Raw genomic sequence first — 19,848 nt, forward strand, 5'->3', positions numbered from 1 at the left:
AGTAAACGAGTCTCTATTATCTGTTTTCACTACTTTTTTCATCATATATGATATTTAATCGCAGTTACCACACTATATTTTCAATAGCTATTATAGGCAGCTTTCTATTATTAATGATACCAATAGTGTCGAGGCAAGTTTATAACATAAAGTAAAACAAAGCTCTAGCAATATTAATCAAATAAAGTTGAATAATTAAGCAAGATCTCTTTTATGCGGTGTTTTATAGTCTGCTAATGACGCGCCACCCAAAATTTTGAGGTTATCACCTTTGATAAAATCAGTGCCAAAAAAAACAAAATGGCCAATATCAATACAATAGATAGTCCAGTCTGAATATCTAGCCAAATGCTGCCCCAAACTCCTAAAGTAACACCTAACTGAGCAATAACTAAAGATATAATGACCATTTGTTTTGGTGATGTCACCCATAATCGTGCGGTTAGTGCTGGCAATACCAACAATCCACTAATTAGTAAGCTGCCGACTGCCTGTAGCGCAACAGCACAGAAGCCTGCCAATATCCCCATAAAAAATAATCGTTGGCGTGTCGGGTTGATACCTTGAATACGTGCCAATGCTTCATGAGTCGCAAGCTTAATTTGTGCTGGCCATATATAGCGCAGTAAGCCCAAACCCACCAGCACGCTACCCGCAAGTAGAGGTAAATCAGCCCAATCTAGCTCCAATAAATTACCAAATAAAAAACCTAATACATTGGCTTGCTGATCTGTCAGCTGGGTTAAGGTCAATAATCCTAAACATAACAATGAGACAGCCACCACTGCCAATACGGCATCCGCTGGTAGGCGTTCATCATCAATTAATACCAGTCCTAACACTACCGCAATGCTGACTAACAAAACACCAATGCCCATCGGCAGTTGCCACCAAGCAGCTAAGGCCACACCAAGTAAAGTGCCATGTGCCAGAGCATCAGCAAAAAAGGCCATACGGCGCCACAATACCAAACACCCTAATGGTGCTGATAGTAGTGCTAAAATACTGCCAGCAATCCAAGCAGGAGCAATAATGGCTAACCAAGTGGTCATAATGAATATCCGTAAAATTTTTATAAAGGCATGAGACAGTATCAGTAAATATCAAAAATATCTGGCTAGATACAGCCATCATATATTTGGTTTTGATGATTATGGTTCGAGCTCGTTTGGTGCGTGATGCTGGCAAGCATGTGGCTGATGCACATAAGGTTGCTCATAATAATGACCAAATAGCTTTTTAAATTCGGTGCTAATGGCCAGCTCGCTTGGTTGCCCCTCGCAGCAGATATGTTTATTGAGGCAAATAACACGTCGACTACCTCTCATTACCCAATGCAAATCATGCGATATCACTAACATGGCACAATGTAAGAAATCTGGTAGCTTGTCAATGAACTGATAGAGCCAAACCTCAGTATCAGGGTCAAGCCCTTGCATGGGTTCATCCAAAATCAATAGATTGGGTTTATCCAATAAGGCTCGGGCTAATAAGACGCGCTGTGTTTCGCCACCTGACAAATGCAGCATCTGCCGTGATAGCAAATGCGTCAATGCTAAATTATCAAATATGAACTGGCGCTGCTCGTCGGTTAGACGCTTTTTATTTGCTTGACCCAGTAGGTCACTGACTCGCAAGGGCAATATAGGCGGTACGGTAAATCGCTGCGGCACATAGCCAAGTTGTAGTGGCTGATGCGCTGTGATATTGCCCTTAGTTGGATCGATCAAACCTAAAATAAGTTTAACCAACGTTGATTTGCCAGCACCGTTAGGTCCCACCAGACTTACCGTCTCATTGACCGCAATGTCAATATCGATATTTGAAAGGATACGTTGCTGTCCAACATGGTAGCTGATATTGCTTAAGCTCAGCAGCTGGTTGGTATCTTTCATAGGACGGTTATCAGCAGTAGAGGAGAGCGGCTGATTAGATATTGAAGTAGATGGGCTCATAATATGACAACGAATGGATAAGTAAAAGATAGGAATAATCAGAATATTGCTATTAAAAACCAATAAAAAAGTACTAAAAATAGTGAAAGCAAGACTGATAGATTATTGGCAAGCTTGGCATCGACCACTAAGTTCAATAACACTATTCTCCACAACAAACCCAACATCTTGCTCAGCAAAGCTCATCATCTCTCGTACTGGCAAGCTGCTGCATTCTTGTACCCGCTGGCACTGACCACAGATTAAAAAAGCCGCCGTATGCTGCGCTCTTGGGTGACAGCAAGGAACATAAGCATTGATAGACGTTAATTGATGAATCAAACCTTCGCTCAATAAAAACTCCAAGCTGCGATAGACCGTTGGTGGGGCGACGTTTTTGTTGGTTTGTTTTTTTGATGAGGACTTTTTTGAGTCAGCCTCTTTATTATCATCACTGCTCTGAGAATCTGACAGGCGCATATTCTGTAATAGAGTGATTAGGTCATAGGCACCGATGGGCTTATTGGCTTCTAATACCAACTGATATATTTGCTGACGTAAAGATGTAAAGCGCGATCCATTTAAACGGCATCGCTCTTTTGCTTCGGTTAAGCGCTCGACAACATCATGCGGCGTAAAGTCTTGCGCATCATGTAGATGTTCACAATCTGATGAGTGGATAGACATGGTGCAGACTCCTAAAAATAAATGGCTGTTTTATTATATTTTTTATTGTTATAGTATAACATAATAAAACGAAAAGAAGATAAGCTGTCTTATGTTATCTACTGTATCGTCACTCTTGATTAAACATGATATCTCAATACCATCACTCATATACCAAAGACACCTACTATGAACTCAGCTTTCAATCAGTTACTACGTCCAATCATCAAGATAAAACGTCTGCTAGTTTCTGGAGCACTACTAGGATTTTTAACGCTAAATGCTCAAGCAGCAACCGTTAGTGTGAGCAACTATCCGATGTTTTTACTCAGTGAAGCGGTGACTGAAGGAACACCATCCGCCAATAGAATTCTACAACCAGGTGATGTAGGGCATCATGGAAGTGTCAGTCCAAGCGATATTAAAGCGATTAAAGACAGTAAGTTCGTCGTTTGGTTTGGACCTTCATTAGAAAACAGCCTGACTGGCAGTTTAGAGACAGCCCCTAATGCCATTGCTATGTTTGACTTTAAAGCCTTCAACCGCTATCCACTTCGTGATGTGAAAGGTGTGCCGATTGCAGGCACGCTTGATCCGCATATCTGGCTAGATCCTGAAAATGCCAAAGCCATTACTCGTGCATTGGCCGTGATACATAGCCGTGCTAACCCAGAGTACGCAAGCAATTATCAAGCCAATGTTAAAAAATTCGCTGCTCGTATGGATACAGCAGTTGCCACTATACAACAAGCTTCACAGAAAAACCGTCCTTATTGGGCTTACCATGATGCCTATCAATATATTGAAAAAGCTGCGCATATCGAGCTAGCAGGTAGCTTAAGTCCAGATCACCATATCTCTCCAAAAGCCAGTCAATTGCGTTGGTTAAATGAGAACCGTCCTGTTAAGCAAATGTGCATGGTTAATCAAGGCGTCGTCTCTAAAGGACTGCTTGCTAAATTACAGCCAATCAGTACTTCTGTACAAATCGAAGACATGAGCGACAGTCAAGACTTTGTAAAAGGGTGGACGAATATGGCACAGCAAGTTAACAATTGTGTGGATGGTAAATAGGAATAAATCGAAGTATTCTTCAAATAAATGTTACCATGCCTCAAACTAAGTGCTTTGAAATGAAGTGTGACCTAGTTTGAGGCGTGTTTTCACGCTAAATAGTTGACAAATTTCATATTATGCTTGCTTAAAACTCACATGCTCCTTATAATAAGTGGCGTTTAATTTTGGTTGAAAGGCATTACCTGTAGAGTGAGCGATTCACGGATAAAAGTGTCAAAAGGATACTAGATTATCCCAATATTGTAGGGCTATAGGAATACCGATGACCAAGCCTGCCAAACGCACGCAGAAAGATAAGATTGGTATCTATATCAAACGCCAAGCATGGATATTGTTTATCCTGATTATTGTTGTTTGGATTCTAGATGCTATTTGGTTAGATAGTGAGCTTACTGTAACGAAAAGTGCCGCAATCGGTGCGTTGCTAAGTTTTACTACTCAAGCCGTATTTGCTTTTTTTATCTTTTGGCATACTGGATATCGCGCACGCCAACATATTGTTAGCCAGCTATATCGAGGGCAGATGGCCAAATGGCTATTAGCCGTGTCAGGTTTCGCACTAATTTTTATTACCGTACAACCCCTATCTGCGCCTGCGCTGTTTATCGGTTTTATGGTAATGCAAATTAGTCACAGTTGGATGTTGTGGCATATACGCTAGGGTTAATCATATAACTATTTATATGGTTTTGTGATTAATAACGCTATGCAAGCCACCCTGCCGTCCAACTTCTCTATGACTAGTTTTAAAAAGTCAAAACATAAAAATCTGTCTTATGACAGCGCTAGTGACTATAAAAACTGTGGTATAAGTGTTCTAAATGAATGTAGCATTTAAGAATGCGGTGATAGGGTAGGGCAAGTTTCGCTATCGTTATCATTTGTAATTAAATTATTACAATTAAATTACAGCCGTAAAGCTATATTGGTAAACGTTAAGCGTAGCTAACTTATTCATACAACGGATAAAAAAGTAACAATTGACTTTACACGAATACAACGCTGCATTAATATAGGCAGCTAAATATTTTGCTTACAAACCTTGTATAAGGCGCCAGTCGTGAAACACGACAGTAGGCGAGCACATATATAATAATTTTTTGTACACATGCAAGGGCTATTACTGATTCATCATAAGCCCTTTTTTGATAGCTAAAATTTATTTGTGGCTATCGAGTTGCGCACTAGTAATAGAACTATGGGTTGGATGTTATTGATTACATGAGCGCGTTAGCATGAATTATTTGCTTGCTTATAAGCACATCAAATAAAACACTAAACCTCATCAGATGACAACCATATTTTTGGTAGTTGATTAAATCGTTGATTAATAAGAAGCTTACATTATGGCATCCGAGCAAACATCATCAGAATATATCTCTCACCACTTAACGAATTGGACGTACGGCTATCTGCCGGGCGAAGGTTGGAAAGTTGCCTATACTGCTGAAGAAGCAGGGCTAATGGGCTTTAAAGCTATCCATCTTGACTCTATGCTATGGTCAATTGGTCTGGGCATTCTATTTTGTACCATCTTTTGGATGGTTGCCAAAAAAGTCACTTCAGGCGTGCCAGGTAAAATGCAGGCAGCAGTTGAATTGATCGTTGAGTTTGTTGATAACAACGTTCGTGATTCATACAGTGGTACATCAAAACTGATTGCACCATTGGCGTTGACCATCTTTGTTTGGATCTTTTTGATGAACTTGATGGATTTAATACCTGTCGACTTCGTTCCAGGTATTGCGGGACAAATTGGTGCTGCAATGGGCCATGATCCACATCATGTTTTCTTTAAGATTGTTCCAACGACTGATCCTAACATCACGCTTGGCATGTCGTTCTCTGTCTTTGCACTGATTATCTTTTATAGCATTAAAGAAAAAGGTTTGGGCGGCTTTATCGGTGAATTAACACTACATCCGTTTGGCGCCAAAAACCCAATCGTACAAGCGATTTTGATTCCCATCAACTTCATCCTAGAAGCAGTTACTCTAATAGCCAAACCTGTATCACTTGGTTTGCGTCTATTCGGCAACATGTATGCTGGGGAATTGATTTTCATACTGATTGCTCTAATGCCGTTTTGGATTCAATGGGCGTTATCGGTACCGTGGGCTATCTTCCACATCTTAGTTATTACACTTCAAGCGTTCGTATTTATGATGCTGACGATAGTTTATATGTCGCTCGCATCATCAACTGAACATTAATTAGACATTCAATAGGTAAATGAGGATACATCAATGGATCCAGTATTAGGTGGTTACACAGTTATCGCAGTAGCGCTACTTATCGGTCTTGGCGCACTTGGCACAGGTATTGGTTTTGCTATTCTAGGTGGTAAATTCCTAGAAGGCGTAGCACGTCAGCCAGAACTAGGCTCACAGCTACAAACTCGTATGTTCATCGTAGCAGGTCTTCTTGATGCTATTCCGATGATCGGTGTTGGTATTGCTATGCTATTGTTATTCGCTAACCCTCTAGCAGGTTAATCAGAAAGCTCAGTTGTAAATGTTTGGTAGTCAAAGTTTGTATCTTAACCATAGCCAAAGTTTGGCTATCAAATATGATCAATGAAACTGATTTTTCATTAACAAAGAGGTGATCACGTGAATATCAATTCTACCCTCATCGGTCAAGCCATTGCTTTTGCAATCTTTGTGATGTTCTGCATGAAATTCGTGTGGCCACCACTTATTGGTGCCATCAATGAGCGTCAGCGTAAAATTGCTGAAGGCCTGAATGCCGCAGAAAAAGCAAAAGCAGATCTGGCGACCGCGGAGCAAGATGTCCAGCAGGAGCTTACTCTTGCAAAGACTAAAGCTGCTGCTCTAATCGAGCAAGCGAACAAGAGTGCCAACCAGCTTGTCGAAGATGCAAAAACGCAGGCCCAAGTGGAAGGCGAGCGCATTCGTCAACAAGCGCAAGCGTCTATCGACCAAGAAATCAATCAGGCGCGTGACTCATTACGTGCTCAAGTTGCTGAACTGGCTGTACTTGGTGCAGAAAAGATTTTGCAAGACAAAGTCGATGTGCAAAAACATGCCAGTATGCTAGACCAACTGGCGGCGAAGCTGTAACTGTGAGGATATAATGGCTGACTTATCAACCTTAGCACGACCCTACGCTAGAGCCGCGTTTGACTATGCCAATGAAAACGGGGCCGTAGACGAGTGGGAAAATTTCTTGTTTATCGCTGGTGCAATTGTCAATGACAAAGCGTTCCGTACTTGGCTAGAAAATCCAGCCGTTACGGCTGAGCATAAGTCAGCTGCTTTGGTTGATCTTTATGACTCACAAGTGGCTGGTGATAACGACTCTGCTTTTAAACAGCTATTAGGTGAGAACAAAGGTTCTCGCTACGGTAATAGTATTAGCTATCCTAAAGTATCACCAGCGCTCAATAATTTTATTAAGCAGCTGGCAGAACAAGAGCGTCTGGCGCTGCTTCCTGAAGTTTATGAGCATTATCGTCATCACAAGGCAGTAAGCTTAAAGCAGCTTGACGCATATGTGACTTCTGCTTATCCATTAACGGATGACCAACGTCAAATGATTCAAACACGTCTCGCCGCTTCGCTAAATGCTAGTGTGGTGATTCACGAATCAGTTGATCCAAGTCTATTGGCAGGTGCTACGATCAAAGTCGGTGACAAAATCATTGATGATTCGATGCGCGGCAAGTTACAACAGTTAAAAACACAGCTAACTGCCTAATGCCATTCATCAACGCAGTCATTTAATATCTGCGTGATAGTAAGAGCATTTAAGTCAGTGGGCGGGTTATCATAAATTAAAGGAAACAAGGCAATGCAACAATTGAATCCAGCGGAAATCAGTAACCTGATTAAGCAGCGTATTCAAGACCTTGATGCGGGTGCAACTGCAAAGAATGAAGGCACGATTGTCAAAGTATCTGACGGTATCGTGCAGATTCATGGTCTTGAAGATGCCATGTACGGCGAAATGATTGAGTTTGAAGGTGAAGTCTATGGAATGGCGCTTAACTTAGAGCGTGATTCTGTTGGTGCGGTAGTACTAGGTGACTTCCTAAAGTTACAAGAAGGTCAAAAAGCCTATTGTACTGGTCGCATTCTTGAAGTACCCGTAGGTCCTGAGCTGCTAGGCCGTGTTGTTGATGCTTTGGGTAATCCTATCGATGGCAAAGGTCCTATCGATGCCAAGATGACTGACAAAGTCGAAAAGATCGCCCCAGGCGTTATCGACCGTCAATCAGTAGATCAGCCAGTAATGACTGGTTATAAAGCCGTTGATACCATGATTCCAATCGGTCGTGGTCAGCGTGAGCTTATCATTGGTGACCGTCAGACGGGTAAAACCGCAATGGCTATCGATGCGATCATTGCACAGAAATCATCTGGCATTAAGTGTGTGTACGTAGCTATCGGTCAGAAACGTTCGACCATCGCCAACGTCGTACGTAAGCTTGAGCAAACTGGTGCATTAGAATATACCACGGTTGTGGTTGCATCAGCTTCAGAGCCAGCAGCACTACAGTATATCGCTCCGTACTCAGGTTGTACGATGGGTGAATACTTCCGTGATCGCGGTGAAGACGCACTGATTGTATTTGATGATTTATCAAAACAAGCTGTTGCTTATCGTCAGATTTCACTATTGCTACGTCGTCCGCCAGGCCGTGAAGCATATCCTGGTGACGTATTCTATTTACACTCACGTTTACTTGAGCGTGCATCACGTGTAAATGCTGCTTATGTAGAGAAGTTCACTAATGGTGAAGTTGTTGGTAAAACAGGTTCTTTAACTGCATTGCCAATCATTGAGACCCAAGCTGGTGACGTTTCTGCATTCGTACCGACTAACGTAATCTCAATTACTGATGGTCAGATCTTCCTAGAGTCTAGTTTATTCGCATCAGGTCTCCGTCCAGCAGTCAACGCTGGTATTTCGGTATCTCGTGTTGGTGGTGCTGCACAGACTAAGATCATTAAGAAACTGTCTGGTGGTATCCGTACCGCACTAGCTCAGTATCGTGAACTGGCCGCATTTGCTCAGTTTGCTTCAGATCTTGATGACGCAACTCGCGAACAGCTTGATCATGGTGAGCGTGTGACTGAACTTATGAAGCAGAAGCAGTACCAGCCAATGTCTATCTCTGAGCAAGCAGCAGTTATCTATGCTTCGAATGAAGGATTTTTATCTGACGTGCCTGTTGAAAAAATTGGTTCTTTCGAAGAAGCTTACTTACGCTATATGCATGATGAGCAGAGTGAATTGATGCGTGAGATTGATGACACTGCGAACTACAACGATGATATCGCAGGTCGTTTAAAGTCAGCTCTAGAGACATTTAAACAAAATCACAGTTATTAATTTAACGGGTTAAGCCGGATTTGGTTATGGCTATCTTTGATAGCTGATAAAGTGGCGCGTTGTCTGATCAGATTTTGTCAAGATAGAGCGCCACTGTTTTAACCATTAACGGTATTAGATCGCGTAATGCACAAGATATAAAATATTACTCTGTCAGATTAATGTTGTATATTAAATGATTGTCGCTTGCGCCAATGCTTTTTAACCCTCTTATATTGGAATCATTATGGCAAGCTTAAAAGAGATACGTGCCAAAGTCACCAGTATTAAAAGCACCCAAAAAATTACTCGCGCAATGCAAATGGTTGCAGCAAGTAAAATGCGCCGTGCACAAGAGCGCATGGAAGTGGGTCGCCCGTATGCTGATAGTATGCGCCGGGTTATCTCACATTTGGTGCATGCTTCATCAGACTACAAACATCCGTATATGGTATCGCGCCCAGTCAATAAGGTTGGCTATATTGTCATTACCTCTGACCGTGGTCTAGCGGGTGGTTTGAACGTCAACCTATTTAAAGCTTTAACTAAAAGTATCCAGCAATACCAAGACCAGTCTGTACAGACTGAGTTTGCAGCCATTGGCGCTAAAGGTGTGAGTTTTTTCAAAAACTTTGGTGGTAAAGTTACCTCGGCCGTGACCGATTATGGTGATAAGCCAACGTTTGAGCAATTGAACGCACCTGTTCAGGCGATGCTTGAGGACTATAGTAACGGTAATTTAGACCGTATCTATGTGGTATATAACCAGTTTATCAATGCCATGACTCAAAAGCCGACAGTCAGTCAGTTAGTACCTCTTCCAGAGGGATCGCTTATTGATGAAGACAGCGGCATGCAGACTGAGCTTAGCTGGGATTATATCTACGAGCCTGACATCAAGACTTTGATTGATGAATTGCTTGGCCGTTATATTGAGTCGATTGTTTATCAAGCGGTAATGGAAAACATTGCCTCTGAGCAGTCGTCACGTATGGTTGCGATGAAAGCGGCTACAGATAATGCTGGTGACCTTATTAACGATTTACAGTTGGTTTATAACAAGCTGCGTCAAGCGGCGATTACTCGAGAAATCTCGGAAATCGTTGGCGGTGCTGCTGCTGTTTCATAATTGACTACACCTATATATAGAAGTTCAAGGAGAACGCAATGAGTAGCGGTCGTATTGTACAGATTATTGGCGCGGTTCTTGACGTTGAGTTCAACCGTAACGAAGTTCCTAAAATTTTTGATGCCTTGCAAGTAGACGGTACCGAAACCACCCTAGAAGTACAGCAACAGCTAGGTGATGGCATCGTACGTACTATCGCAATGGGTTCAACTGAAGGCCTAAAGCGTAACCTACCAGTTACTAACACTGGCGCACCTATTTCTGTACCTGTGGGTATTGGTACACTAGGTCGCATCATGGATGTTCTTGGTCGTCCTATCGATGAAGAAGGTCCTGTTGCTGCTGATGAAAAATGGTCTATCCATCGTGAAGCCCCAAGCTATGCAGAGCAGTCAAACAGTACTGAACTATTAGAAACAGGCATCAAGGTTATTGATTTACTTTGCCCGTTTGCAAAAGGTGGTAAAGTTGGTCTGTTTGGTGGTGCTGGTGTTGGTAAAACCGTCAACATGATGGAATTGATCAACAACATCGCACTTAAGCATGAAGGCTTGTCAGTATTTGCTGGCGTTGGTGAACGTACTCGTGAAGGTAATGATTTCTATCACGAAATGCAAGAAGCTGGCGTTGTAAACACTGAAGACTTTAGCAAATCTAAAGTAGCAATGGTATATGGCCAGATGAATGAGCCACCGGGTAACCGTTTACGTGTTGCACTGTCTGGTTTGACCATGGCTGAGTACTTCCGTGATACCAAAGATCCTGCTACTGGCAAAGGTCGTGACGTATTGCTGTTTGTTGATAACATCTACCGTTATACACTAGCCGGTACTGAAGTATCAGCACTACTAGGCCGTATGCCATCAGCAGTTGGTTATCAGCCAACGCTAGCTGAAGAGATGGGTATGCTGCAAGAGCGTATCACGTCAACTCAGTCAGGCTCTATTACTTCAGTTCAAGCTGTTTACGTACCTGCGGATGATTTGACCGATCCATCACCAGCAACGACGTTTGCTCACTTGGATGCAACCGTTGTACTAAGCCGTGATATCGCTTCACAAGGTATCTATCCTGCGGTTGATCCATTGGATTCAACATCACGTCAGCTAGATCCACAAGTTATCGGCGAAGAGCATTACAATGTTGCTCGTGGTGTACAGGAAATCCTACAGCGCTATAAAGAGCTTAAAGATATCATCGCAATTTTGGGTATGGATGAGTTATCAGAAGAAGATAAACTGGTTGTTTATCGCGCTCGTAAGATTCAGCGCTTCTTATCACAGCCATTCCACGTTGCTGAAATCTTTACTGGTGCACCTGGTAAATATGTACCACTACGCGATACCATTGCTAGCTTTAAAGCAATCATCGCTGGTGAATACGATGACTTGCCAGAGCAGGCATTCTATATGGCTGGTGGCATCGATGAAGTTGTTGCCAAAGCAGAAAAAATGAAATCTTCTGCAGCGTAAGTTGCTTAAGCATTGGCTAACGAGTAGATAGGCTATAATACGTTTATCTACTCATCAGTAACGCATCGCAGTTTTTACTGTTTTTGATCGCGTTTTGATAGTAAGGAGTTAAGTATGGCAACGTTACAATGTCGCGTCGTAAGTGCTCGTGAAGAGTTGTATTCAGGCGAAATTAGCATGTTAATAGCGACGGGTACCGAAGGCGAGATTGGTGTATTGCCAGGTCACACACCGCTTATTACTTTGTTAAAACCGGGTGCGATGCGAGTGCAAACACCAGACGGTGAAGAAGAAGTGATCTATGTATCAGGCGGTGTATTAGAAGTACAGCCGAAGATGGTTACCGTATTGGCTGATACAGCCATGCGTGCACATAACCTTGATGAAAGCAAAATTGTTGAAGCACGTAAAAAGGCTGAGCAAATGCTTGTCAATCAATCGGACACTGTACAGACTAATGCAGCTTTAGCATCATTAGCAGAGTCTGTGGCACAGCTACAGACTATCCGTAAGTACAAAAACCGTGCTTAAAATTTTTGTTTGAAAGTCTAGGCTTTAGTCTTTCGACGATAAAAAAACAGTCCAATATGGGCTGTTTTTTTATGCCTGTTTTTAGAGTGACCATATCAAATATATATGAATCAAAGAATATTAGACAATTTCTAAAAAGTCACTGGCGACAACAACAATATATCGCTATATTATATGTCATAGAGAGTAAGTTCTGAGTGAGAGTAAAGCGATTAGAAGTTCCTTGAAAAGCTAATTTGGTTAGTTTACTTACCAATATTTAGACATTCAAAGAGTGATAAAACCAACTTGTCTGCTGTTATTTGCGCAAATCACGTATTTTTTGGACGTAAACTAACGTTTTAATAGGTGTAGTTTATAGGTTTTGTTAACGACTATAAGCTATAGTATAGGAAGCTGTATATTTAATAGTATACTGTGCTACCAAGTTTGTAACAGCTATACGAACATCAATTGTGCCACGTGATGGTGCTATTAATTTACCGCTCTTACTTTTACTACTTTTAAATTAGATGTATTAGAGGATATAACAATGACAACGAATGAAGAAGACAACACCCCCCGAATCTTGATTGTTGAGGATGATGAGCGTCTGGCCATGCTGACCCAAGATTACTTGGTCAAAAACGGTTTAGAAGTAGCGATTGAAACAGATGGTAATCGTGCTATTCGCCGTATCGTCAATGAGCAACCAGATTTGGTTGTACTTGACGTGATGCTTCCTGGTAGCGATGGATTAACGGTTTGTCGTGAAGTTCGCCCGCATTACCAAAATCCTATTTTGATGCTGACGGCTCGTACTGAAGATATGGATCAGGTACTAGGTCTTGAGATGGGCGCCGATGATTATGTCGCAAAACCTGCTCAGCCACGTGTCTTGCTTGCCCGTATTCGTGCATTATTACGCCGTTCAGAAAATGCACCATCAGAAGACGTGCCACAGCGTCTAGAGTTTGGTGAGTTAGTCATCGACAATGGTGGTCGTTCAGTGAATCTAGGCGATGAGCTGGTTGATTTCACCAGTGCTGAATATGACCTTTTATGGTTGCTAGCTTCTAATGCTGGTCGTATTCTATCTCGTGAAGATATTTTTGAGCGTCTACGCGGTATTGAATATGATGGTCAAGATCGTTCAATTGACGTACGTATCTCACGTATTCGTCCAAAGATTGGTGATGATCCAGAAAACCCTAAACGTATTAAAACCGTACGTAGTAAAGGTTATTTATTTGTGAAAGAAGGCAACTAATTCTCGTTCCTTTGAGCAATTACTTACTATTGATAATCGTCATATAAAAAACCAGCAACTATGCTGGTTTTTTTATGGCTAAATTCGAATTTTTGAACTTAATTATAGCGTTATGTGGTTTAATTAAACAATTATTGTAGTGACTGAGACCTTGCACATGGTACAGAGTGTGCTAGGTGTTAGCTCAACACTAAAAACATAATAGCTAGGATAGTTTTTACTCCATACTGTTTGATATTATTTGTTATACAGCGCTTATGTGCTGCATGGTATCAGCAGTTTTTATTCATTAAGTTGGTCACGGCACGTATGTCATTAGTCTCTTCTTTAAAACACAGTATTTTTGTTCGTATCTATGCTGGACTACTCATAGTCTGTTTATGTGTGGCATTATTTGCCCAGTTATTGATGGATACAATCAATAAAGAACGTGTACAGTCCTATCGTGAAAATATGGCCAAGGGCGCTTTTCATCTGGTGAGCGAAGGCGTTTCTCATCAGGAGAGTGAAGAGCAGCGTGAGTATTGGTTGTCTGATGCGAGTAGTTTGTTTGGCTCGAAATTCAGTATCGTGCCTATTACTGACGTGGACTTTAATGCCAGTGAATTGCGACGTTTTGAAAATGACAACACAGTTGTACGCTATGTTACTCAGCCTGTGCATGCCGATGTCTATTATCGTTTACCTGACAATAAAAATGTCCTAACGGCTAGGGTTACGCAAGTCACTGAACAGCAAGTGCGTGCAATAGCTGTGTTCTTATTAGATGATTTGTCTTATCACGTGACGCTGCCTGACAAACGTGCACGCTTGGCTCAGTTAGAAAAGAAGTTCTCCTTCCCATTGGAATTCAAAGCAGTTAATACGCTGGATTTAGATACCGATCAGATGGGGCGCTTACGCCGTGATGAGGTTGTTATCTCACTGCAGGATACCAATAGCAGTAAAAGTAATTCAGCTATCCAGATAGTCGTGCCTTCTGAAATCAATGATATGGCCATTTTGATTGGGCCAGTACCTTTATTTAACTGGTTCCCACTCAACTTGATTATAAGTATGATTTTGATCAGCATGTTTTTGATCAGCTTGGGTGTATATGCATTGATTTTCCCGCTTGAACGCAAATTGCAGTTGATTCAGGTCGGTGTCAATGAAGTCAGTAAAGGTAACCTTGAAAGTCAGGTGCAAGTGATTGGACAAGACGAAATTGCCCGTTTAGCAGCGACCTTTAATGCGATGACCTCACATATCAAACGTTTGATTGAGTCGCAGCGAGAGCTGACGCGAGCAGTATCACATGAGTTACGTACGCCTGTGGCTCGTATTCGCTTTGCTGTCGATATGCTTGCTGATACTGATGATGAAGACTCACGCTTTATGCAGCGCGACTATATTGATGAAGATATTGAGTCGCTCAATGGTTTGATTGATGAGATTTTGACCTATGCCAAGCTTGAAGAAGGCTCGCCAAAACTAGATTTGGAGCCAGTCAATCTTAGAGAATTGCTTGAGCAGATTGAACGTGAGACCAATGCACTAGGTAAGCCAATCAAGATAGTGACCAAGCTGCCGAATGCTAAAGTAACCGCCATTGCAGACCGACGTTATCTACATCGTGTGATTCAAAACCTTGCAGGCAATGCATTACGCTATGCAGAGACCACGATTGTCATTAGCGCAGGTGTCAAAAAAGGCAATGCGTTTGTTAGTGTTGAAGATGATGGCCATGGTATTCCAGAAGCAGATCGCGAAAAAGTATTTATTCCATTCTCACGCCTAGATGATAGTCGTACGCGTGCATCAGGTGGCTACGGTCTGGGCTTGTCTATTGTATCGCGTATTGCTTTTTGGTTTAATGGTAGTATGAAAGTCGATGAGAGCGAACCACTTGGTGGTGCCCGATTTGTTATGACATGGCCGATTAAACCACTGACACAAATTCTGGCTGCTGACGAGTTGACGCAAGAGAAAAGTGAACGTGGTTTTGATGACAAGTGATGATAAATAAAGGCAGTATATAATGTCATAGCTACTCTTAAAGAGTAGTTGAGACATAAATTAATAGGTTATAAATTACCACCAGTCTAATTATTTTTTAGCTGTAATCATCATCAGTATTGCAGTACCAATAATGGTTTTAAAAGTAGATTTTTTGAAAGTAGAGGAGGGCAAAGGATGCCGTATTTATTTGGTGGTTTGGTAGTTTTAAACGCAATAACGCTAGGGTATTACTTATTCTTACAGCAGCCTTCGACGACTCAAACGTTAAAAGCTGCGCAAGAAGGTATTACTCAGCCATTAGAGTTTACCAATAGCGCCAAGTATATTCCCCCTGTCATCGGAACTAGAGACTAGTTTTTATTCATGCAAAAATTGCAATGAAAAAATTTCTAGCTCTAGTCAGGTTTAGTCTAGTCGTTTTTATACAATAGGTTGTTATCAGAGCCAGAATTCTCTTCAGTATCGGCAGCGACTGTCTTATCTCCAGCAACTTTAGAAAGCAAAGGTATACGTACACAAACCTGTAGACCGCCTTCGGGATGGTTAATAGCTTCTACTGTGCCATGATGCAATCTTGCGATACGGTCTACGATAGCCAAACCTAAACCGCTACCTTGGGTGGTACGTGCGGTCTCTCCTCGTTCAAAAGGTTGCATAATACGCTCTAATTGATCCTCTGCAACGCCGTCACCACAGTCCCTTACGCATATCATCAGTTGCTCTTGTGCTTCCTGATTGACAGCACTTTCACTGACCACGTCACTATCTTCATCTTCAATAGTCTCTATAAATGTCGGCATCACAGTCGCCGATAGGTAAATAGGTCCCTTGCCATAACGCTTCGAATTGTTTACCAGATTTATAATGAGGCGTTTGATAGACATGGGGCGTATAGGAACAACTTTGTGACACTCTGACTGATAAATAAATTCCATCGGTGCAAACTGCACCATAATTTCATTGAAAATGGTATTCAAATTAGTCAGGCTCACTGGCTCATCGGAACCATCTTTCATAAATGAAATAAATTGCTCCAAGATGGCATCCATATCCTCAATATCATAAATCAGCCCTTCTCGAAAGAAGTCATCTGGTAGCATCTCAGCGGTCAATCGCATACGAGTCAATGGCGTTCGCAGATCATGTGAGATACCAGCAAGCATAATTGTGCGCTCTTTTTGTGCTTGGTTTAACGTCGTAAATAGGTGATTGAATGCCATATTGACTTGGCGTATCTCGGTAGGACCTTTTTGCGTTGGTAGAGTAGTTGCGTGACCGAGGCGAATATAATTGGTTGCAGCACGCTGTAAATATCGCAATGGGCGGTTTAGTTGTCGTGCCAGTAAGATAATGGTTAGCAGCGACAAAATAGGTAACCCAATGAGGAATAGTACCAACAATCCTGGACTGTACTGTGAGTAATAGACCACTGGTTCACGAATCCAAAAACTGTTGTCTCGGCTGTCTTGTACCCAAAGCTGCGGTGTTGGTTTAAATTTAAAATATACTTCAACAGGCCGACCTAACTGCGCACCGATTTCGCGTTGTAACACATCAGTAAAGACACCAACAAACGCCTTATCAGACACTTCTGGAAAGTCATTCGGATTATTTACAACCACCACATGAGAATGCTGATAAATCCATCGGCGTACCTCAGGACGATCTTTCCAATCTTGATTGACACTGTTCATCAGCTGTAGCTCGCTCGTCAAATAGCGCGCATGGTTTTTTAGCTCTGGTAAATACAAGCTTCGCCAAAAAAACAAAATCGACAAGCCAACACTGATAAGGACAATAAAGGAGACCATCAAGGTTGTCAGCCAAGTGTTGGAATAGGAGCGTGGCAGCCAACCTTTACGACGTGGTTTTGGGTGTGAGGTGGTCATATTAATCCAACATGTTGAGAGAGGTATTTTATTAAATCGATTATTGAGCCAAACCGTTATTATACTGCTTATAGGGTGAACTCTGCTTTTTAGACTTGGGCATTATCAATTAGATGACGGTATCGAACTTGGTCAGTATATTTATCTTGCTAAGCATACTAATGTATAACTTGCACTTGGTTTCCTTGTATCGAAATTATTTGAATTCAACTATAGCATAATCCATGAAAGGTACTGACGTCGCTTTGACTTGATAAATCAGCCATAGGACTATCTAAAATGCGTGTGAGAATAGGGATAAGGTGACTTTGTATTTTAGCTATTCCATATGCTGAAGACAGTAAAATTACTGATTGAAAATAAAAGGTTATGAGCAATTATGTTTTACATCGATGTGCATTTAAGCTATTGTTAATAAATAATTAAATAAGCACAGTTTATGTTTTCAATAAATAAAGACTGTGATATAATTATGCCCTTTTTGGTATACCTGCGAAAGAGAGAATTCACATGGTTGTTATTCGTTTAGCACGGGGCGGTGCCAAGAAACGCCCATTTTATCAAGTAGTTGTTGCTGATCAACGCCGCGCGCGTGACGGTCGCTATATTGAAAACATCGGCTTTTTTAACCCACTCGCTAAAGATTCAGAAGAAGCAGTGCGCCTAAACATGGAAGCGTACAACGCGTGGATCGCAAAAGGTGCACAACCTTCAGATCGCGTTGCTTCATTAGTAAAAGCTTACAACAAGTCTGTAGCACCAACTGAAGCAACTGCTTAAGTTTTCGTTACTATTACTGAGATGCTGATAGCAAGATCATGAGCATACCTCAGTAGACTTTAGTAAATATAGCGTAACTGGTCTAACCAGGGTGCGCCATTAACTGTTTATTGATTTTGATTGCGTTTATCGCTTTTGATTGAAATGTAATTATAATTTCTGTTTTAATCATTGTTAGGTTAGCCGTTATGTCATCAGTTCCAAACGCTAGTGCCCTTATGAAAATTGGTCAGCTGAAAAAGCCTTATGGTATTAAAGGCTGGCTTTGGGTCTTTAGTGATACAGATGATCGTACGGCAATATTTGACATGCATCCGTGGTGGATGAAAACTGCCACAGGCATGAAACCTTTGACTGTTAAAGCTTGGCGTGAGCAAGGAACAGGAATCGTGGCTCAATTTGAGCAAGTTCCTGATCGTAATGTTGCTGAGACCATGAACGGTGTTACCGTTTGGGTCGAACAAAACGTTTTGCCTGAAACAGCTGAAGACGAATATTATTGGTCGGATTTGGTCAGCTTGCGCGTGATGAACGAGCAAGATGAATATCTAGGCAATATCACTGAAATGTTTGAGACCGGTGCCCATGACATCATGCGTGTAACGGCAAACTCAGACAGTTTGGATAATGAAGAGCGCCTGATTCCATGGCATAAGCAAACGGTAATGAAGGTCAATATGACTGAAAAAACAGTGCTTGTGTCTTGGCCAAGTGATTATTGATATCAGCTTTAACGATATAAGTTTCGGCTTTGTTGTTAAGTGTCATCGATAATTATACCGATTCATTTAACCATTATTAACCACTACGCCAAGTAGACATCAGATGTATTTTGCCGTTATTAGTATTTTCCCTGAGATGTTTGCCACGATTCGTGATTTTGGTATCACGGGGCGGGCAGTTACTCAGGAGCAAGTGACGATAGAATGCATTAATCCACGTGATTATACCACTGATAACTATCGCCGTATTGATGAACGCCCGTATGGTGGCGGTCCTGGGATGCTGATGATGGCTGAGCCATTGTCAAAAGCCATTGAGGATGCGCGCTTACGGGCCAGTCAACATGGCTGCCGTGTCGATAGTGAGCACTGTCCGGTGATTTATATGTCGCCACAAGGTCAAACGCTCAGTGAGAGTAGTGTGGTCAGCATGACTGATTACGATGGCATGATTTTATTATGCGGTCGTTATGAAGGTATTGATGAGCGCTTACTGTCACAATATGTCGATATGGAAGTATCACTCGGTGATTATGTCTTGACTGGTGGTGAGCTACCAGCAATGGTGCTAATGGATAGTGTGATACGTCGTCTGCCTGACATTATGGGCGATGATAAGTCAGCTGAGCAAGACTCCTTCGTTGATGGATTGCTTGATTGTCCACATTATACTAAGCCACATGATTTTGCTGGTATGGCGGTTCCTGAGGTTTTACTGTCAGGTCACCATGCCAATATCGCTAAGTGGCGCTTTAGTCAGCAAGTCAGTCGCACGCAAGCGCGTCGTCCAGACTTGTGGCAAGCTTTCACACCAACGGTAGAGCAAGCAAAGTGGTTAAAAGCATTAGCAAAAGCAGAGAAAAATAAGACCTTATAAGGTTAGGATTGATAAAAAACTGTCTTATAAAGCACGGATTCGATAAACAGTTAAGAAACAAAATTTTGAGCAATAATAAAACAGGTCATAGCATAGTGGCCGTTGGTTATAAACCATTTACGTTGTGTCTCACCATAAAGAGATGCGATTAATTATTACAAACAGGTGATATGCGTTAAGCCTC

Annotated in this window: 20 protein-coding genes; 16 read left to right on the forward strand and 4 right to left on the reverse strand. The window is 41.8% G+C overall.

The features are described from left to right. Window positions 1–233 precede the first annotated feature (233 nt). The 3 genes from AAEY75_RS10575 to AAEY75_RS10585 form a co-directional block, all read right to left on the reverse strand. Window positions 234–1,052, reverse strand: coding sequence for a metal ABC transporter permease (locus AAEY75_RS10575; protein WP_201592340.1), 819 nt, complete (start codon window positions 1,050–1,052; stop codon window positions 234–236). 99 nt (window positions 1,053–1,151) lie between these two features. Then, a complete protein-coding gene (locus AAEY75_RS10580) occupies window positions 1,152–1,895 on the reverse strand; it encodes a metal ABC transporter ATP-binding protein (protein WP_201550369.1) in 744 nt (247 codons plus the stop codon). 162 nt (window positions 1,896–2,057) lie between these two features. Then, window positions 2,058–2,621, reverse strand: coding sequence for a transcriptional repressor (locus AAEY75_RS10585; RefSeq protein WP_197101981.1), 564 nt, complete (start codon window positions 2,619–2,621; stop codon window positions 2,058–2,060). A 168-nt stretch (window positions 2,622–2,789) separates the two neighbouring features. On the opposite strand from AAEY75_RS10585, the gene AAEY75_RS10590 reads away from it, so the two are divergent. The 13 genes from AAEY75_RS10590 (at window position 2,790) to AAEY75_RS10650 (ending at window position 15,750) form a co-directional block, all read left to right on the forward strand. Next, window positions 2,790–3,674, forward strand: coding sequence for a metal ABC transporter solute-binding protein, Zn/Mn family (locus tag AAEY75_RS10590; protein WP_352259554.1), 885 nt, complete (start codon window positions 2,790–2,792; stop codon window positions 3,672–3,674). A gap of 265 nt (window positions 3,675–3,939) precedes the next feature. Then, window positions 3,940–4,338, forward strand: coding sequence for an ATP synthase subunit I (locus AAEY75_RS10595; protein WP_352259555.1), 399 nt, complete (start codon window positions 3,940–3,942; stop codon window positions 4,336–4,338). Window positions 4,339–5,023: 685 nt separating this feature from the next. Then, complete coding sequence (gene atpB / locus AAEY75_RS10600) at window positions 5,024–5,890, forward strand: F0F1 ATP synthase subunit A (protein ID WP_110923631.1); 867 nt, start codon at window positions 5,024–5,026, stop codon at window positions 5,888–5,890. 33 nt (window positions 5,891–5,923) lie between these two features. Beyond that, window positions 5,924–6,172: a F0F1 ATP synthase subunit C gene (gene atpE / locus AAEY75_RS10605; protein ID WP_010197960.1), complete on the forward strand. Its 249-nt coding sequence runs from the start codon at window positions 5,924–5,926 to the stop codon at window positions 6,170–6,172. Window positions 6,173–6,289: 117 nt separating this feature from the next. Beyond that, window positions 6,290–6,760, forward strand: coding sequence for a F0F1 ATP synthase subunit B (locus tag AAEY75_RS10610; protein ID WP_110923630.1), 471 nt, complete (start codon window positions 6,290–6,292; stop codon window positions 6,758–6,760). Between the two features lie 13 nt (window positions 6,761–6,773). Next, window positions 6,774–7,397 carry a F0F1 ATP synthase subunit delta gene (locus AAEY75_RS10615; RefSeq protein ID WP_110923629.1) on the forward strand — a complete coding sequence of 208 codons (624 nt, stop codon included), beginning with the start codon at window positions 6,774–6,776 and terminating at the stop codon, window positions 7,395–7,397. Between the two features lie 93 nt (window positions 7,398–7,490). After that, window positions 7,491–9,035 (forward strand): F0F1 ATP synthase subunit alpha, encoded by a 1,545-nt coding sequence (atpA, locus tag AAEY75_RS10620; RefSeq protein WP_110923628.1) that lies wholly within the window; start codon window positions 7,491–7,493, stop codon window positions 9,033–9,035. A gap of 226 nt (window positions 9,036–9,261) precedes the next feature. Further along, window positions 9,262–10,143, forward strand: coding sequence for a F0F1 ATP synthase subunit gamma (atpG, locus tag AAEY75_RS10625; RefSeq protein WP_110923627.1), 882 nt, complete (start codon window positions 9,262–9,264; stop codon window positions 10,141–10,143). Between the two features lie 38 nt (window positions 10,144–10,181). After that, window positions 10,182–11,615, forward strand: coding sequence for a F0F1 ATP synthase subunit beta (gene atpD, locus AAEY75_RS10630; protein WP_110923626.1), 1,434 nt, complete (start codon window positions 10,182–10,184; stop codon window positions 11,613–11,615). 114 nt (window positions 11,616–11,729) lie between these two features. Next, window positions 11,730–12,146: a F0F1 ATP synthase subunit epsilon gene (locus AAEY75_RS10635; RefSeq protein WP_011514632.1), complete on the forward strand. Its 417-nt coding sequence runs from the start codon at window positions 11,730–11,732 to the stop codon at window positions 12,144–12,146. A gap of 532 nt (window positions 12,147–12,678) precedes the next feature. Beyond that, window positions 12,679–13,395 carry a response regulator gene (locus AAEY75_RS10640; RefSeq protein WP_021812806.1) on the forward strand — a complete coding sequence of 239 codons (717 nt, stop codon included), beginning with the start codon at window positions 12,679–12,681 and terminating at the stop codon, window positions 13,393–13,395. 309 nt (window positions 13,396–13,704) lie between these two features. Next, window positions 13,705–15,393, forward strand: a complete 1,689-nt coding sequence (locus AAEY75_RS10645; RefSeq protein ID WP_352259556.1) for an ATP-binding protein — start codon at window positions 13,705–13,707, stop codon at window positions 15,391–15,393. A 177-nt stretch (window positions 15,394–15,570) separates the two neighbouring features. Further along, entirely contained in the window at window positions 15,571–15,750 is a 180-nt protein-coding gene (locus AAEY75_RS10650) for a hypothetical protein (protein ID WP_352259557.1), read from the forward strand. 56 nt (window positions 15,751–15,806) lie between these two features. On the opposite strand, the gene AAEY75_RS10655 is transcribed toward AAEY75_RS10650, so the two are convergent. Next, window positions 15,807–17,285 carry an ATP-binding protein gene (locus AAEY75_RS10655; RefSeq protein WP_352259558.1) on the reverse strand — a complete coding sequence of 493 codons (1,479 nt, stop codon included), beginning with the start codon at window positions 17,283–17,285 and terminating at the stop codon, window positions 15,807–15,809. 510 nt (window positions 17,286–17,795) lie between these two features. Between AAEY75_RS10655 and rpsP the strand changes: the two genes are divergently transcribed. The 3 genes from rpsP (at window position 17,796) to trmD (ending at window position 19,664) form a co-directional block, all read left to right on the forward strand. Then, complete coding sequence (gene rpsP, locus AAEY75_RS10660; protein WP_197101989.1) at window positions 17,796–18,065, forward strand: 30S ribosomal protein S16; 270 nt, start codon at window positions 17,796–17,798, stop codon at window positions 18,063–18,065. Window positions 18,066–18,253: 188 nt separating this feature from the next. After that, window positions 18,254–18,787 (forward strand): ribosome maturation factor RimM, encoded by a 534-nt coding sequence (rimM, locus tag AAEY75_RS10665; protein ID WP_110923621.1) that lies wholly within the window; start codon window positions 18,254–18,256, stop codon window positions 18,785–18,787. Between the two features lie 103 nt (window positions 18,788–18,890). Then, window positions 18,891–19,664, forward strand: coding sequence for a tRNA (guanosine(37)-N1)-methyltransferase TrmD (trmD, locus tag AAEY75_RS10670; protein WP_352259559.1), 774 nt, complete (start codon window positions 18,891–18,893; stop codon window positions 19,662–19,664). Window positions 19,665–19,848: the final 184 nt, after the last annotated feature.

It is taken from the genome of Psychrobacter sp. TB55-MNA-CIBAN-0194 (genome assembly GCF_040309505.1).
GTDB lineage: Bacteria > Pseudomonadota > Gammaproteobacteria > Pseudomonadales > Moraxellaceae > Psychrobacter > Psychrobacter fozii.